13 protein-coding genes are annotated in these 15,356 nt (G+C 69.8%); 9 read left to right on the top strand and 4 right to left on the bottom strand.

Annotated features, from left to right (window positions below):
- The first annotated feature begins 10 nt into the window (after positions 1 to 10).
- The 6 genes from ABZV58_RS21255 (at position 11) to ABZV58_RS21230 (ending at position 8,689) form a co-directional block, all read left to right on the top strand.
- Positions 11 to 2,605 (top strand): bifunctional FO biosynthesis protein CofGH, encoded by a 2,595-nt coding sequence (locus ABZV58_RS21255; protein ID WP_355001877.1) that lies wholly within the window; start codon positions 11 to 13, stop codon positions 2,603 to 2,605.
- Positions 2,606 to 2,838: 233 nt separating this feature from the next.
- Positions 2,839 to 3,159 (top strand): ferredoxin, encoded by a 321-nt coding sequence (gene fdxA, locus ABZV58_RS21250; protein ID WP_011211287.1) that lies wholly within the window; start codon positions 2,839 to 2,841, stop codon positions 3,157 to 3,159.
- Positions 3,160 to 3,167: 8 nt separating this feature from the next.
- Positions 3,168 to 4,277: a succinyldiaminopimelate transaminase gene (dapC, locus tag ABZV58_RS21245; RefSeq protein WP_355001876.1), complete on the top strand. Its 1,110-nt coding sequence runs from the start codon at positions 3,168 to 3,170 to the stop codon at positions 4,275 to 4,277.
- Positions 4,278 to 4,348: 71 nt separating this feature from the next.
- On the top strand, positions 4,349 to 5,962 hold the full coding sequence (locus tag ABZV58_RS21240; protein ID WP_355001875.1) for a serine/threonine-protein kinase: 1,614 nt from the start codon (positions 4,349 to 4,351) through the stop codon (positions 5,960 to 5,962).
- A gap of 59 nt (positions 5,963 to 6,021) precedes the next feature.
- The gene (gene pruA / locus ABZV58_RS21235) at positions 6,022 to 7,656 is read left to right on the top strand and encodes an L-glutamate gamma-semialdehyde dehydrogenase (protein ID WP_355001874.1); all 1,635 of its coding nucleotides are present in this window, start codon (positions 6,022 to 6,024) and stop codon (positions 7,654 to 7,656) included.
- Between the two features lie 64 nt (positions 7,657 to 7,720).
- Entirely contained in the window at positions 7,721 to 8,689 is a 969-nt protein-coding gene (locus ABZV58_RS21230) for a proline dehydrogenase family protein (RefSeq protein WP_355001873.1), read from the top strand.
- A 14-nt stretch (positions 8,690 to 8,703) separates the two neighbouring features.
- Here ABZV58_RS21230 and ABZV58_RS21225 read toward each other — a convergent pair whose 3' ends face one another.
- Positions 8,704 to 9,573, bottom strand: a complete 870-nt coding sequence (locus ABZV58_RS21225; RefSeq protein ID WP_355001872.1) for an oxygenase MpaB family protein — start codon at positions 9,571 to 9,573, stop codon at positions 8,704 to 8,706.
- A 196-nt stretch (positions 9,574 to 9,769) separates the two neighbouring features.
- Between ABZV58_RS21225 and ABZV58_RS21220 the strand changes: the two genes are divergently transcribed.
- The gene (locus ABZV58_RS21220; RefSeq protein ID WP_355001871.1) at positions 9,770 to 10,402 is read left to right on the top strand and encodes a TetR/AcrR family transcriptional regulator; all 633 of its coding nucleotides are present in this window, start codon (positions 9,770 to 9,772) and stop codon (positions 10,400 to 10,402) included.
- 33 nt (positions 10,403 to 10,435) lie between these two features.
- On the opposite strand, the gene ABZV58_RS21215 is transcribed toward ABZV58_RS21220, so the two are convergent.
- Both ABZV58_RS21215 and ABZV58_RS21210 read right to left on the bottom strand, forming a co-directional pair.
- Complete coding sequence (locus tag ABZV58_RS21215; protein WP_355001870.1) at positions 10,436 to 11,167, bottom strand: hypothetical protein; 732 nt, start codon at positions 11,165 to 11,167, stop codon at positions 10,436 to 10,438.
- Between the two features lie 168 nt (positions 11,168 to 11,335).
- Positions 11,336 to 12,187: an oxygenase MpaB family protein gene (locus ABZV58_RS21210; RefSeq protein WP_355001869.1), complete on the bottom strand. Its 852-nt coding sequence runs from the start codon at positions 12,185 to 12,187 to the stop codon at positions 11,336 to 11,338.
- Between the two features lie 140 nt (positions 12,188 to 12,327).
- On the opposite strand from ABZV58_RS21210, the gene ABZV58_RS21205 reads away from it, so the two are divergent.
- Together ABZV58_RS21205 and ABZV58_RS21200 are read left to right on the top strand one after the other, a co-directional pair.
- Entirely contained in the window at positions 12,328 to 13,755 is a 1,428-nt protein-coding gene (locus ABZV58_RS21205; protein ID WP_355001868.1) for an acyl-CoA synthetase, read from the top strand.
- Between the two features lie 41 nt (positions 13,756 to 13,796).
- Positions 13,797 to 14,189, top strand: a complete 393-nt coding sequence (locus ABZV58_RS21200) for a PPOX class F420-dependent oxidoreductase (protein ID WP_355001867.1) — start codon at positions 13,797 to 13,799, stop codon at positions 14,187 to 14,189.
- Positions 14,190 to 14,379: 190 nt separating this feature from the next.
- Here ABZV58_RS21200 and dapD read toward each other — a convergent pair whose 3' ends face one another.
- Positions 14,380 to 15,327 carry a 2,3,4,5-tetrahydropyridine-2,6-dicarboxylate N-succinyltransferase gene (gene dapD / locus ABZV58_RS21195; protein ID WP_355001866.1) on the bottom strand — a complete coding sequence of 316 codons (948 nt, stop codon included), beginning with the start codon at positions 15,325 to 15,327 and terminating at the stop codon, positions 14,380 to 14,382.
- Positions 15,328 to 15,356 lie beyond the last annotated feature (29 nt).

Raw genomic sequence — 15,356 nt, 5'->3', positions numbered from 1 at the left:
TGGGTAGCGCATGATCGAGGGCGTGACCGAGCTAGCGACACCGAGCGTCCCGCCAGTCCCGCCCAGCCCGTCGGCCATGCGCCGCGCGCTGCGCAGGGCCCGAGACGGGGTGACACTGAACGTGGACGAGGCCGCCGTGCTGCTGCACGCGCGCGGCGAGGACCTGGTCGAGTTGTGTCGCAGCGCGGCGCGGGTGCGCGACGCCGGTCTGGAATCGGCGGGCAGGTCGAAGACCATCACCTATTCGCGCAACGTGTTCATTCCGCTGACCCGCTTGTGTCGGGACAAGTGTCATTACTGCACGTTCGTCACCGTGCCGGGCAAGTTGCGGGCCGAGGGCAAGGGCATGTTCCTGGAGCCCGACGAGGTACTAGACATCGCTCGCCGCGGCGCCGCGCTCGGCTGCAAGGAGGCGCTGTTCACCCTCGGCGACCGGCCCGAGGCGCGCTGGCCGGAAGCGGCCCAGTGGCTCGACGAGCGCGGCTACGACTCCACGCTGGACTACCTGCGCGCCGTCTCGATCATGGTGCTGGAGGAGACCGGTCTGCTGCCGCACCTCAACCCCGGCGTCATGAGCTGGGAGGAGATCGCGCGGCTCAAGCCGGTGGCGCAGTCCATGGGCATGATGCTGGAGACCACCTCGACGCGGCTGTTCACCGACAAGGGGGAGTGCCACTACGGCAGCCCCGACAAGGACCCCGCGGTCCGGCTGCGCGCCATCACCGACGCCGGTCGGCTCTCGGTGCCGTACACCACCGGCATCCTGGTCGGCATCGGCGAGACGCTGACCGAGCGCGCCGAGTCCATCATGGCGATCCGCAAGCAGCACAAGGCTTTCGGACACATCCAGGAAGTGATCATCCAGAACTTCCGCGCCAAGGACGACACCGCCATGCGCGACGCGCCCGACGCCGGTCTGGAGGAGTTCCGCGCGACCATCGCGGTGACCCGCCTGCTGCTCGGCCCGGACGTGCCGGTGCAGGCCCCGCCGAACCTGGTGTCGCTGGAGGAATGCCTCGCGCTGATCGACGCGGGCATCGATGACTGGGGCGGCGTCTCGCCGGTGACCCCGGATCACGTGAATCCCGAACGGCCGTGGCCGAATCTGGACACGTTGCGCGAGATCACCGAGGCGGCGGGCTACCAGCTCGTCGAAAGGACTTCGGCGCACCCCAAATACGTGCGTGCGGGCAACCCGTGGGTGGATCCGCGGATCGGCGCGCACGTGGCCGCGCTGACCGATCCCGCGACCGGACTGGCGAACCCGGACGCGCTGCCGGTCGGCCTGCCGTGGCAGGAGCCGGACGAGTCGTGGGAGTCGGCGGGCCGGATCGACCTGAACACCTCGATCGACACCGAGGGCCGCAACACCGAGAGCCGCAGCGACTCCGCGCTGGGCCAGGACGTGGTCGGCGCCTTCGGCGACTGGGACACCATTCGCGAACAGGCGCGCGACTTGGCCGCCCCCGAACGGCTCGACGGGGACGTGCTCGCCGCGCTGCGCGCCGCCGAACGCGATCCCGCGGCGCTGTCCGACGCCGACTACTTGGCGCTGGCCACCGCCGAGGGCGTCGATCTGGAGGCGGTCACGGCGCTGGCCGACCAACTGCGCCGCGACACCGTCGGCGACGACGTCACCTACGTGGTGAACCGGAACATCAACTTCACCAACATCTGCTACACCGGCTGCCGCTTCTGCGCGTTCGCCCAGCGCAAGGGCGACGCCGACGCGTTCACGCTGAGCACCGACGAGGTCGCCGACCGGGCCTGGGAGGCGCACGTCGACGGCGCCACCGAGGTCTGCATGCAGGGCGGCATCGATCCGGACCTGCCGGTCACCGGCTACGCCGACCTGGTGCGCGCGGTGAAGCAGCGGGTGCCGTCCATGCACGTGCACGCCTTCAGCCCGATGGAGATCGTCAACGGGGCCTCGCGCGGCGGGCAGAGCATCCGCGACTGGCTGGTGGCGCTGAAGGAGGCCGGGCTCGACACCATTCCCGGCACCGCCGCCGAGATCCTGGACGACGAGGTGCGCTGGGTGCTCACCAAGGGCAAGCTGCCGACCTCCGCGTGGATCGAGGTGATCACCACGGCGCATCAGGTCGGGCTGCGCTCCAGTTCGACGATGATGTACGGACACGTCGACAACCCGAAGCACTGGGTCGGCCACCTGCGCGTCCTCCGCGGAATCCAGGACGAGACAGGCGGTTTCACCGAATTCGTGCTGCTGCCCTTCGTGCACCAGAGCGCGCCGCTGTACCTGGCGGGCGCGGCACGTCCCGGCCCGACGATCCGCGACAACCGCGCCGCCCACGCGCTGGCACGGATCATGCTGCACGGCCGGATCGACAACATCCAGACCAGCTGGGTCAAGCTCGGCACGGCGGGCACCAGGATGATGCTCAACGGCGGCGCGAACGACCTCGGCGGCACGCTGATGGAGGAGACCATCTCCCGCATGGCCGGCTCCCAGCACGGCTCCGCGAAGACGGTCGCCGAGCTCACCGAGATCGCCACCGGCATCGGCCGCCCGGCCCGGGAGCGCACGACGACCTACGGGCGGGTAGAGCGCAAGCCGCACACGTTGTCGCTGTCGGTGCGGTAGGACCCCGCCGCGCGCGGGTGCGAAACTCGCACTCGCGCGACGGAAGGGTCGATGGGCGATTACCATCGTCCACTGGACGTCGGTGCGGATGCGAAGGCTCGGCACACCGGCCGCGACCGGGGGCGGAGCCGGTGAAGTTAGGGCAGGCTGACCAGTAGTAACGTGGGGTGGTCGGGATAGGGTTTCGCGTGGCGGACCATCCCCGCAGGTGAGGACAGACTAGGAGAGCGGCAGTGCCGTACATCATCGCTGAACCGTGCGTTGACGTGAAGGACAAGGCATGCATCGAGGAATGCCCCGTGGACTGCATCTACGAGGGTGGTCGCATGCTGTACATCCATCCGGACGAGTGCGTGGACTGTGGTGCATGTGAGCCGGTGTGCCCGGTGGAGGCGATCTTCTACGAAGACGACACGCCGGACCAGTGGAGCGGGTACGTGAACGCCAACGTCGACTTCTTCGACGAGCTGGGCTCGCCGGGCGGCGCGACCAAGGTCGGCAAGGTGGACTACGACCCGCCGTTCATCAAAGAACTTCCTCCGATGGGCGAGTGAGACCGTAAGTGAGTTCGCGTGGCCGGGTCAGCGCTTTGCTGCCCGATTTTCCTTGGGACACCATCGCGTCGGTGAAGGCGAGAGCCGCGGCGCATCCCGACGGGATCGTCGATCTTTCGGTCGGCACCCCGGTAGACCCCGTCGCCCCGCTGATCAGGGCGGCATTGAACGCGGTCGCGGAGGTGCCCGGTTACCCGACCACGCACGGCATGCCCGAGCTGCGCGCCGCCGCGGTCGACGCGCTCAAGCGTCGGTACGGAATCACCGGCCTCGATCCGGCGGCAGTGCTGCCGGTGATCGGCACCAAGGAGCTGATCGCGGGTCTGCCGCGGCTGCTCGGCCTCGGCTCTGGCGATTTGGTGGTCATTCCCGAGATCGCCTACCCGACCTATGAGGTCGGCGCGCTGCTGGCGGGCGCCCAGGTGCTGCGTGCGGACGGGCTCACCCGGCTCGGCCCGCAGTCGCCCGCGCTGATCTACCTCAACTCGCCGTCCAACCCGACCGGCCGGGTGCTCGGGCTCGAGCACTTGCGCAAGGTGGTGGCCTTCGCGCGGGAGCGCGGCGCGATCGTCGCTTCCGACGAGTGCTACCTGGGCCTGTCCTGGGACAGCCGCCCCCTCTCGATCCTCGATCCCGAAGTGTGCGACGGCGACCACACCGGTCTGCTGGCGGTGCACTCGCTCTCGAAGACCTCGAACCTGGCCAGCTACCGCGCCGGTTTCGTGGCGGGCGATCCCGAACTGGTCGCCGAGCTGCTGGAGGTGCGCAAGCACTCGGGCATGATGGTGCCCTACCCGATCCAAGCCGCGATGACGGCCGCGCTCGGCGACGACGCGCACGAGGGCCAGCAGCGCGAACGCTACCGCGCCCGCCGCGAGCAGCTGCGAAACGCCTTGCAGGGCGCGGGTTTCCGCATCGACCACTCCGAGGCGGGGCTGTACCTGTGGTCCACGCGCGGCGAGAACTGCCGGACCACCCTGGACTGGCTGGCCGAGCGCGGCATCCTCGCCGCGCCCGGCGACTTCTACGGACCGACGGCCCGTGAACACGTGCGGATCGCGCTGACCGCGTCCGACGAACGCATCGCCGCCGCCGCGGAGCGCTTGCGCGCGAATTGATTTCGCCCGGTCGAGCTGGCTCCGGTGCGCTTACACTCGAGGCGCTCGATCGGCTCGGCGAAAGGTTTGCGATGCAGGGGGTGGGGCTCGCCGTCGGCGAGGTGTTCGCCGGATACCGGATCGAGCGGGTGCTCGGTCGCGGCGGGATGGGCACCGTCTACCTGGCCGGTCATCCCCGGCTGCCGCGACTGATCGCACTGAAGCTGCTCGACCGCGAGCTCTACGCCGACGAGGAGGCGCGGCGGCGGTTCGAACGCGAGGCCGATGTGGTCGCGCGGCTGGATCATCCGAACATCGTGTCGGTGCTCGATCGCGGCGCCGACGACGGTGTGCTGTGGATTTCCATGCAGTACGTCGACGGCGGCGACGCGGCCGCGTTTCGCGGCAGGCCGATGGACCCGGCGCGGGCCGCCGGGATCGTCGCGCAGACCGCGGCGGCACTGGACTACGCGCACGACCGCGGCGTGCTGCACCGCGACGTGAAACCCGCCAACATCCTGTTGAGCGCCGCGCACGGCGGCGGCGACCGGGTACTGCTCAGCGATTTCGGCATCGCGAGGATGCGCGAGGACACCCGCCAGCTGACCAAGACCGGCGAACTGCTCGCCACGCTGGCTTATGCCGCGCCGGAACAGCTTTCGGACGAGGCGGTCGATCAGCGCGCGGATCAGTACGCGCTCGGCTGCACGCTGTTCGCCTTGCTGACCGGACAGGCGCCGTTCACCGCGACCAACCCCGGCGCGATCATCGCTGCCCACTTGACTCGACCGGTGCCGAATGCCAGTGCGCTCGTGCCGGGTCTGCCGCCCGCGGTGGACGAGGTCATCGCCAGGGCGATGGCAAAGGACCCGGCGCGCCGGTTCGCGGGCTGCGGTGAATTCGCCGACGCGGCGGCACGGGCGTTGGCCGGGCGCGCGGCTGCCGCAGTGTCGCAAAGTCCAGCCGACTACTCGCCGCCGGTGCCCGCGTCAGTGTCGAACTCGGCTGACGCTCCGGGGTGGCAGGACGCGTCAGTTGCGAGTACGCCGCCCGCGGTTCCGCATCCCGCCGACGCGGTTGTCGCCCGCCGGCCTGCGTCCGCGCACAACTGGGCGAGCGATGCCGTGAGCCGAGCGCCAGGACGGCAGGTCTCCTCCGGCTGGCGGACGTTCTCCGTCCTGCTGCTCGTCTCGGCACTGGTGCTCGGGGTGGGCGGGGTCGCGGCTGTCGGCGTGTACTGGAAGTTCGTGCGCCCGAACCGGCCGCAGCCCCTGCCGTGGGGCGCGCAGCATTCCATCGCGATCGCCTTTCCCGAGCTCGTCCCGGCGAGCCCGGAGGGAACGGGCTGGCGTGGCGCACGCTGTCACGCGGCCGCGACGGTGGTGACCCAGCCCGGCGACCCGGTGCCGCTGCGCCAGATCGTCTGCACCGATCCGGACGGCGTCACGGCGTGGTACACCGAGTACGCGGGATTCCGCGATGTCCAGGCGTACCTGACGGCGCACGCCACGCTGACGGGTGAGCGCGAATTCAGCAGGCCGGGCGGGCTCCAGGTCTTCCGGCCGACCGATCCCGCCGCGCCGTTCGCGCTGGCCACGCACGGCTGGGTGGCCCCCATGGTCTCGTCGGTCTTGGTCGAGGTCGCCTGGCCGGGGCACACCTTCGACGAGGTCCGCGACCTGTGGTGGGCGCAGGCTCCGTTCTGATCGACTCCGACACGCGGAAGGGCTGGCGTCCGGACGTCGATTTGGGGCTAGCCTGAGTTATGGACGCTGTCACGGTTGTCCCTACGCCAGGCAACGAGCCGGTGCACACGTACGCGCCGGGGAGTCGCGAGCGCGAGCTGCTGGTGGCCGAGCTGGCCGAGATCTCCGCCGAATCCGTCGACGTGCCGCTGGTCATCGGCGGCAAGCACCGGCCGGGCATCGGCGAGCGGCACGAGATCGTCGCACCGCATCGGCATCGGCACGTACTGGGGACCTACACCGATACCACTCATTCCGAAGCACACGGCGCCATCGAGGCCGCCATCGCGGCCGCCCCGGGGTGGCGCACCATGCCCTTCGACGATCGCGCCGCGATCTTCCTGCGCGCGGCCGATCTGCTGGCCGGGCCGTGGCGGGAGACGCTGGCTGCCGCGACGATGCTCGGCCAGTCCAAGTCGGTCGCGCAGGCGGAGATCGACGCTCCCTGCGAACTGGTCGACTTCTGGCGGTTCAACGTGGCGTTCGCGCGCGACATCCTGGCCCAGCAGCCGCAGTCGAGTCCCGGCGTGTGGAACCGGATGGACTATCGGCCGTTGGAGGGGTTCGTCTACGCGATCACGCCGTTCAACTTCACCGCCATCGCGGGCAACCTGCCGACCGCGCCCGCGCTGATGGGCAACACGGTGGTGTGGAAGCCCTCGCCGACGCAGACGCTCGCCGCGTTCTACACCATGCGGCTGCTGGAGGCGGCGGGCCTGCCGCCCGGCGTGATCAACATGGTCACCGGCGACGGGATCCAGCTCTCGGAGGTGGCGCTGGCCGATTCGCGCTTGGCGGGTATCCACTTCACCGGTTCCACCCGGACCTTCCAGTCGCTGTGGCAGCAGGTCGGCGCGAATATCGGCCGCTACCAAGGCTATCCGCGGCTGGTCGGGGAGACGGGTGGCAAGGACTTCATCGTCGCGCACCCGTCGGCCGATCCGGGCGCCCTGCGCACCGCGCTGATTCGCGGCGCCTACGAGTATCAGGGCCAGAAGTGCTCGGCGGCCTCGCGCGCCTACATCGCGCGTTCGGTGTGGCGGACCATCGGCGACGACTTCCTCACCGCGACCGCCGAGCTGAGCTACGGCGACGTGGCCGATCTGTCGAATTTCGGTGGGGCGCTGATCGATCGGCGTGCCTACGACAAGAACGTCGCGGCCATCGAACGGGCCAGAGCCGCGGGCGTCACCATCCCGGTCGGCGGCACCTACGACGACAGCGAAGGCTGGTTCGTCCGCCCGACGGTGCTGCTCTCCGACGACCCGCGCGACGAGTCGTTCACCACCGAGTACTTCGGCCCGATCCTCTCGGTGCACGTCTACGACGACGCCGAACCCGGTTCGTACGCGGCGATTCTCGCCGAGGTGGAGTCGGCCGCGCCCTACGCCCTGACCGGTGCGATCTTCGCCGACGACCGCAACGCCGCCGAACAAGCGGGCGCCGCACTGCGTTTCGCGGCGGGCAATTTCTACATCAACGACAAACCCACCGGCGCCGTCGTCGGTCAGCAGCCGTTCGGCGGTGCGCGCGCCTCCGGTACCGACGACAAGGCGGGCTCGCCGCTGAACCTGCTGCGCTGGACGGCGCCGCGCACCATCAAGGAGACATTCGTGCCACCGGTGCAGCACCGGTACCCGCACATGGACTCGTGAGACCGGCGGCGCCGACACGTCGGCCGGAAGAGGGAGGCGTGATGCGTGACATTCTCGAGGACCGATGAACCCGCTGCGCCCGGCGATTCTCGCGGCGGCCGCTTCGCCGCGGATGAAGCGCGCGCTCACCGGGACCAAGCTCACCGCCGATATCGTCCGCCGGTTCGTGCCGGGTGAATCTCGGGCGGAATTGGCGCCGGTGGTGCGGGCGCTGCTCGGCAGCGGCAGGCTGATCAGCGTCGACTACCTCGGCGAGAACACCACCGATCGGTCCCGCGCCGATGCGACCGTCGCGGAATATCTTTCGCTGATCAACGAGCTCGCCGCGGCCGACCGGCCCGTCGAGCCGGAGGGCGTCGCGGTGCCGGTGGAGGTGTCCGTCAAGCTGTCCGCGCTCGGGCAGGCCTTGCCGGGCGACGGTCCCGCCATCGCCACCGACAACCTGCGCATCGTGTGCACCAAGGCCGCCGAGGCGGGGGTGTGGGTCACGGTCGACGCGGAGGACCACACGACGACCGACGCCACGCTGGCCACCGTGCGCGAGCTGCGGCCGGAATTCCCGTTGCTCGGCGCGGTTCTTCAGGCGTACCTGCACCGCACCAGGGACGACTGCGCCGAATTCGCGGGTCCCGGTTCGCGAATCCGGTTGTGCAAGGGCGCGTATCGCGAACCCGCGGCGGTGGCGTATCAGCGGGATGTCGAGGTGACCGATTCGTACCTGCGCTGTTTGGAGATCCTCATGCGCGGCGCGGGTTACCCGATGGTGGCCACCCACGACCCGGCACTCGTGCTGGCCGCCGAACACCTGGCCGCCGAAACGGTCCGGAGCGCAGGGACATTCGAGCATCAGATGCTGTACGGAGTGCGCGACGCCGAGCAGCTGCGGCTGGCGGCGGCTGGGCACGCGGTGCGGGTGTACGTCCCGTACGGCGACGAGTGGTACGGCTACCTGACCCGCAGGCTGGCCGAGCGACCGGCCAACATGCGGTTCTTCCTGCGCGCGCTGGTGGCGGGTCGTTCGGACACAGCCTGAGGGACCGGTACGCCTCAGACGAGCGGCTTGCCCAACCTGCGCCGCCTGCGCAGATCCCACAGGTAGAAGTTCATCGGAAAGAGCCTGAGCCGCTGGGGAAGTCGGCGGTGCACCGCGCCGATCGCGCGCAGCAGCAGAGCCAGCGCGCGATCCTGGCGCGGCGTCCAGCGCATCCCCATCTCGGCGCGCAGGTGCGGCGGCAGCAGGCCCGCGACGATGAATCGCTGCACCGGTGCGAACAGGCGCAGCGGTGGCGCGACCATCTTCAGCTCGACGAGACCGGTGAAGTATTCGCGGGTGCGGGCGTCGATGGTCTTGGTGGCCAGGTTGGTGGTCCAGTACTCGTCGAACGCGGCGCGGTCGGCGGGCCACAGCTCCCCGCGCATTTGCAAGGTGGTGCCGAGCCGGGCGGCGTACTGGTAGAACGCGTCCGCGCTCGCCGCGTCGAGCGGGCCGTGCAGCCGTTCCTCCAGGTCCACGATGCCCCAGTACAGGCAGGCGGCCACCCACAGCTGGAGCTTGGGATCGAAGGCGTTGTACTTCACCGGACTCTCGGCGCTGGACCGAATGCTGCGGTGTGAGGTGTCGACCGCCTCGCGGTACGCGGCGCGCTCCTCCTCGGTGCCCATCAGGGCGACGGCGAGATAGGTGAGCGTGGTGCGCAGCCGCTTCCACGGGTGCAGGGTGACCTTGCCGGAATCCACGGTGCTCTCCAGCACGCCGTAGGCGACCGGGGTCAGGCTCAGCTGCATGATCACGTTCGCGGTGCCGCCGAGGAAGGCGGCGACGCCGCTCCAGTACTTCTCGATGTCGAAGTCCTCGGCGGTGCCGTAGCGGCTGCCGGGCACCGGCTCGGGCGTCGTCGCACGAAGGGGCGCGGTCATCGTCGTCCTCGTCTTTCCGTTCACCGGAGTGAAGTGATGAGAAGGTCAGGGGCTCACCTTGTCATCTGAGGGCGGACGCTGTCAATTGCGGACCTCCGCATTCGCACCGCCAAGGCGCGTGCCACTCGGGTCCCGTGCGGTGAAGGTATGCGATGCTGACGTTGTCATCGTTTCGCCGGACGATAGGGTGGGAGACATGGCGAGCTTCACCAAATTGCTGCCGCTGGTGCGCAACTCCGGCCCGGAAGATCGCAATCAGGCGCGGGTGCTGGACGCCGCGCTGGTGGCCTTCCTGGATTTCGGCATCAAGCGCACGAGCATGGTGGAAGTGGCCCGGCGGTGCGGTCTCTCGCTGGCCACGCTGTATCGGCGCTTCGCCAGCAAATCCGATCTCATCCAGGGCGTCGCGCTACGTCAGACGCGCGAGTTCATCGATGAGGTGGACGGCGTGCTCCAGGGTCAGGTGGACCGGGACGCCAGCGCCGAAGATCAGATCGTCGCGCTGTTCGTCGCGTTCGTGAACGGCCTGCGCGGCAACCAGCTGGTGCACCGGCTGCTCGCCACCGAACCCGAGCTGGTGCTTCCGTTCCTCACCGTGAAGGGCGCGCCGATCATCGAACTCGGGCGCGACTACGTCGCCGAGTTCGTCACGCGCCTTCAAGAGGAGGGCAAACTCCCCGCGTACGATCCGGCTCCGCTGGCCGAGATGATCGCGCGGACCGCGGTGTCGCTGGCGCTGACACCGCAGACCGTCATCCCGTTCGGCGACGACGCCGCCCTGCGCGAGTTCGCCCGCGACCACGTGGTCGTCTCGTTCCGGGTGCGCTGACGCCCGGAACCAAGCGATTCGAGCCGCGCCGACTCAGCGCGGAACGAGCCAGACGGGCACGCCGAGCACATCGGCCACCACGCTCGGCAGTGCGCCGAGCACGTCGGCGGTCTGGTCGGCGGACGTGCCCCAGGTGAGCGCCGCCACGGTGAACCCGGTTCCGTAGGAGGCCGAAGCCACCTCGGGCGCACCGACATCCGACCATCCCCACTTGGTGCCGAGCACGCCGGGCAGCTGCGCGGTGCCCCAGTTCTGCACGGTGCCGTCGGCGGCGGTGTCGCCCGCCGTGGCCATCCACTGGAAGATCGGCGAGCTGGGATCCTGGAGTTGCTTGGCGTGCAGGAAGTCCGCGACATCGGCGCTGGTCGTGGTCGCGGTACTCCAGTCGCCCGCGCCGGAACGGGTGTTGGCGAGGCCGTACTCGGCGGCGATGGCATCGATGGCCTGCGGGTACTTGCCTTCCATGGCTCCGGCCGCTCCGTCGTCGGAGAAGCGGATCATGCGCTCGCCCCATTCGCGATCGGTCGCGGAACCGTCGCCGTGGCGCAGCGCGTAGTCGACGAGGAAGAGCTTGGACAGCGAAAGGGCGCCGCGAATCTCGTGCTGGTTCGCGGTTCCCCACGACGCGCCGACGCTCGATCGCACGGCGATCGAGGTGCGCGACGGGGTCTCCTCCCCATTTGGCTGAGCGTTTGCGGGCGATGTGCCCGATGCTGCGGCGCCCAGGGCGTACAGCGCTCCCGCGGCGAGTGACGCGACGATCATCCGATGGATCACGATTGCCTCCCGGCGTTCGACCTCCGATGTCGTGCCTTCATTCAGGAGGCAAAGCGTACGCGGGCGCTCGGTTCCGGCGTGGCGTAATGGGGATGCTGTGTATTAACTGATATAAGCGCGCGCCCACGCACGGCCGGAGCGAAGGCGGCGGTTCGCTCAGACGAGCGGAAGTCCGAGGCGGCGGCGCAGGCGCATGTCCCAGAGGAAGGCGTTCACCGGGAAAGCCTTGACGGCCTTGGGCATCCGGCCCTCCACCGCGCCGACGGCGGTGAGCAGCGTGGCGAGGAGCCGGTCGTCGCGCTCGGTCCAGGTCATGCCCATCTGGTCGCGCAAATGCTCCGGCAGCAGCCCCGCGGTCACCCAGCGGTGCAGGCCGCCGAAGGCGAGCTGAACCGGACGCGGGAACATCCGCAGGTTCACCAGGTCCCAGAAGTAGTCGCGGACCGGCGGATCGATGACGGTCGCCGCGAGATGCTCGGCCCAGTACCGAGCGAACGCGGCGCGGTCCGCGGGCCACTGGCCGGGGCGCATTTGCAACGTGGTGCCGAGACGTTCGGCGTTGCGGTAGAACGCGTCCGCCGTGGCGTCGTCCATCGGTCCGTGCATGCGCTCGTGCAGATCCCGCGCGCCCCAATACAGGCAAGCCGCAACCCAGAGCTGCAACCGGGAGTCGAAGGCGTTGTACTTCACCGGACTGGTCGGGCCGGACCGAACGGTGTGGTGCGCGCGATCGACGGCCGCCCGGTACGCCGCGCGTTCGTCGTCGGTGCCGAGCATCGCCACGGCCAGGTAGGTCAGCGTGGTGCGGGTGCGCTTCACCGGGTGCAGCGTGATCTTGCCGCTGTCGACCGTGCTCTCCAGCACGCCGTAGCCGACGGGACGGGCGCTGAGCTGCATGATGACGTTCGCGGCGGCGCCGAAGAAGGCGGCGGAGCCGTCGAGGTGGCCGCGGATGTCGAAATCGTCGTCGGACTTGGTGAGCGCGGGTGCGCGAAGCGGGCTGGTCATCGTTCGACCCCGTTCTCCTCGTTGAGAAGGATGTACTATGACCTTCTCACCGTCTCTTCGGTGTGTCAACGGTCACAACGCGTCGAAGCCGAGCTGCGACGCGCTGACGGTCCGCGGCGCGCACGCAGTAGGTTGGGCGAATGTCGTTCGGTCCCTCCCTGCTGCTCCGTTCCCTGAATCCGGCCGCGGTCGCTGCGGGCGCGGACATTCCGGACGCGGTCACCATCGATGGCGTGACGCTCTCGCGCAGCGACCTGCTCGGCGCGGCGACCTCGGTGGCCGAGCGCATCGCGCGCGCCGACCGGGTCGCGGTGCTGGCCCGGCCGACCGCGCGCACCGTCCTCGCGGTGGTCGGCTGCCTCATCGCGGGCGTCACGGTGGTGCCGGTACCGCCGGATTCCGGGGCCGCGGAACTCGCGCACATCCTGGCCGACTCCGGCGCGCAGGCATGGCTGGGTGACGCGCCCGAGGGCACCGATCTGCCGGTGGTTCCGGTCCGCATGCACGCGAGGTCGTGGCACACCTATCCCGAACCCGACCCGGCGACAACGGCTTTCGTGCTCTACACGTCCGGGACCACCGGTGCGCCGAAAGGTGTCGTGCTGACTCGCGGCGCGATCGCCGCCGGACTGGACGCACTCGCCGAAGCCTGGGGCTGGACCGCGAAAGACGTTCTGGTGCACGGTCTTCCGCTGTTCCATGTGCACGGGCTCATCCTCGGCGTGCTCGGCGCGCTGCGCGTCGGCAGCCCGCTGATCCACACCGGGAAGCCGACACCGCAGGCCTACGCCGAGGCGAACGGCACGCTGTACTTCGGCGTGCCGACGGTCTGGTCGCGCGTCGTCGAAAACCCCGATGCCGCACGCGAACTGGCCAGCGCTCGATTGCTCGTGTCGGGCAGCGCGCCGCTGCCGGTGCCGGTGTTCGAGCGGCTGCGTGAACTCACCGGGCACGCACCGATCGAGCGCTACGGCATGAGCGAAACCATGATCACGCTGTCCACCCGCGCCGACGGCGAACGTCGTCCGGGGTGGGTCGGCACGCCGGTGCGCGGCGTGGAGACGAGGCTGCGCGACGAGACCGGAGCGCCCGTGCCGCACGACGGCGAGAGCATCGGCGGGTTGCAGGTGCGCGGGCCGATGCTGTTCGGCGGATATCTGAACCGGCCCGACGCCACGGCCGAAAGCTGGACCGAGGACGGGTGGTTCAAGACCGGCGACGTGGCCGCCATCGACGGCGACGGCTTCCATCGCATCGTCGGCCGGGAATCGGTCGACCTGATCAAGTCCGGCGGCTACCGGATCGGCGCGGGCGAGGTCGAGACGGCCCTGCTCGGGCATTCGGCGGTCGCCGAGGCGGCGGTGGTCGGTCTGCCCGACGACGATCTCGGGCAGCGGGTGGTCGCGTTCGTCGTGTTACGGGGCGAGGCGGAGGCGTCGATCGAGAAAGAGCTGATCGATCACGTGGCCGAGCAGCTTTCGGCGCACAAGCGGCCGCGGGAGGTGCGCGTTGTCGCGACGCTGCCGCGGAACGCGATGGGGAAGGTGCAGAAGAAGCAGCTGGGATAGGTCTTGACCTCGAGTCAGCTCGAGGTTCTACCGTCGCTCACATGACCGCAACGCTGACCTCGGACCAGATCGCCTACCTGCGCACCCAGCGCCTCGGCCGCCTCGCCACGGTGCGGCCGGACGGGTCGCCGCAGAACAATCCGGTCGGCTTCCGCTACAACGACGAACTCGGCACCATCGACGTCGCGGGCTGGAACATGGGCTCCTCCCACAAGTTCCGCAATCTCGCCACCAACGACCGCATCGCCTTCGTCGTCGACGACATCGCCTCGGTGCAGCCGTGGCGCGTGCGCTGCCTGGAAATCCGCGGCACCGCCGAAGCGCTGACCGACGTCGACACCTACATGTCCGGCGCCTCTCGAGAGCTGATCCGCATCCACCCGGAGCGGGTCATCGCCTTCGGCATCCTGCCCGAGGTCGCCCACACCGCGTGAGCTCCGGAGTCGAAGGGCGACGAGCCGCACCGCGGAGCAGTCGGCCGCGATGCGGCACTGTGCTGCGCTGGCTTCGGACCGCTGCGAAGTAGCTCGTCCCGAGACGCGATCCGCTGCGTGCGCGCCGTCGGACGGCCAGGCCTAGGCCCGCGTCGGCTTGTTCACGAGCGACGCCCGACTCGGCGCGCGCTCAGTCGTTGGCGTGCAAGTCCGCGTTGAGCTCGATGCCGGTGCCCTTGCGGTGGACGACCTCGACCGCGCCGGTCTGGGAGTTGCGGCGGAACAGCAGGTTGTTCTGGCCGCTCAGCTGGGCGGCCTTCACGACGGTGCCGTCGGGGGTGGCGACCTTGGTGCCCGCGGTCAGGTAGAGACCGGCCTCGAGCACGCAGTCGTCGCCCAGCGGGATGCCGAGACCCGCGTTGGCGCCGAGCAGGGAGCGCTGGCCGATGGAGATGACGGTGGTGCCGCCGCCCGAGAGGGTGCCCATGGTGGACGCGCCGCCGCCGATGTCGGAACCGTCGCCGACCACGACGCCCGCGGAGATCCGGCCCTCGACCATGGAGGCGCCGAGGGTGCCCGCGTTGAAGTTGACGAAGCCCTCGTGCATCACGGTGGTGCCGGAGGCCAGGTGCGCGCCGAGGCGGACCCGGTCGGCGTCGCCGATGCGCACGCCGGAGGGCACCACGTAGTCGACCATGCGCGGGAACTTGTCGATGCTGTAGACGGTCACCGGGCCGCGGGCGCGCAGCTTGGCGCGGGTCGCCTCGAAGCCCTCGACGGCGGCCGGGCCGTGGTTGGTCCAGACCACGTTGCTGAGCAGGCCGAACTGGCCGTCCAGGCTCACCTGGTGCGGCTCGACCAGCCGGTGCGAGAGCAGGTGCAGGCGCAGGTAGACGTCGTGCGCGTCGACCGGGGCGGCGGACAGGTCGGCGATGACGGTGCGCACCGCGACCACGTCGACACCGCGCGCCTCGTCGAAGCCGAGCAGCGCGGCGTATTCGGCGGGCGCCTCGTCCAGGCGCTTGGTGCCGGTGTCGCCGAACTCACCGAGCTCCGGGTTCGGGTACCAGGTGTCCAGGACGGTTCCGTCCGCGGTCACGTTGGCGATACCGATTGCTGCTGCTCCCTGAATGCTCACGTCATGGAAGGTTACCGACCGATCGCTCC

The organism is Nocardia sp. NPDC004654 (assembly GCF_040609595.1).
GTDB lineage: Bacteria > Actinomycetota > Actinomycetes > Mycobacteriales > Mycobacteriaceae > Nocardia.
Note: the sequence above shows the minus strand (reverse complement) of the source record. Positions and strands in the feature narration are given on the sequence as shown.

Excerpts from the sequence above, each read along its gene's own strand:
- ABZV58_RS21255 (WP_355001877.1), top strand. The coding sequence starts at position 11 with ATGATCGAGGGCGTGACCGAGCTAGCGACACCGAGCGTCCCGCCAGTC.
- ABZV58_RS21240 (WP_355001875.1), top strand. The coding sequence starts at position 4,349 with ATGCAGGGGGTGGGGCTCGCCGTCGGCGAGGTGTTCGCCGGATACCGG.
- pruA (WP_355001874.1), top strand. The coding sequence starts at position 6,022 with ATGGACGCTGTCACGGTTGTCCCTACGCCAGGCAACGAGCCGGTGCAC.
- ABZV58_RS21230 (WP_355001873.1), top strand. The coding sequence starts at position 7,721 with ATGAACCCGCTGCGCCCGGCGATTCTCGCGGCGGCCGCTTCGCCGCGG.
- ABZV58_RS21225 (WP_355001872.1), bottom strand. The coding sequence starts at position 9,573 with ATGACCGCGCCCCTTCGTGCGACGACGCCCGAGCCGGTGCCCGGCAGC.
- ABZV58_RS21220 (WP_355001871.1), top strand. The coding sequence starts at position 9,770 with ATGGCGAGCTTCACCAAATTGCTGCCGCTGGTGCGCAACTCCGGCCCG.
- ABZV58_RS21215 (WP_355001870.1), bottom strand. The coding sequence starts at position 11,167 with ATGATCGTCGCGTCACTCGCCGCGGGAGCGCTGTACGCCCTGGGCGCC.
- ABZV58_RS21210 (WP_355001869.1), bottom strand. The coding sequence starts at position 12,187 with ATGACCAGCCCGCTTCGCGCACCCGCGCTCACCAAGTCCGACGACGAT.
- ABZV58_RS21205 (WP_355001868.1), top strand. The coding sequence starts at position 12,328 with ATGTCGTTCGGTCCCTCCCTGCTGCTCCGTTCCCTGAATCCGGCCGCG.
- ABZV58_RS21200 (WP_355001867.1), top strand. The coding sequence starts at position 13,797 with ATGACCGCAACGCTGACCTCGGACCAGATCGCCTACCTGCGCACCCAG.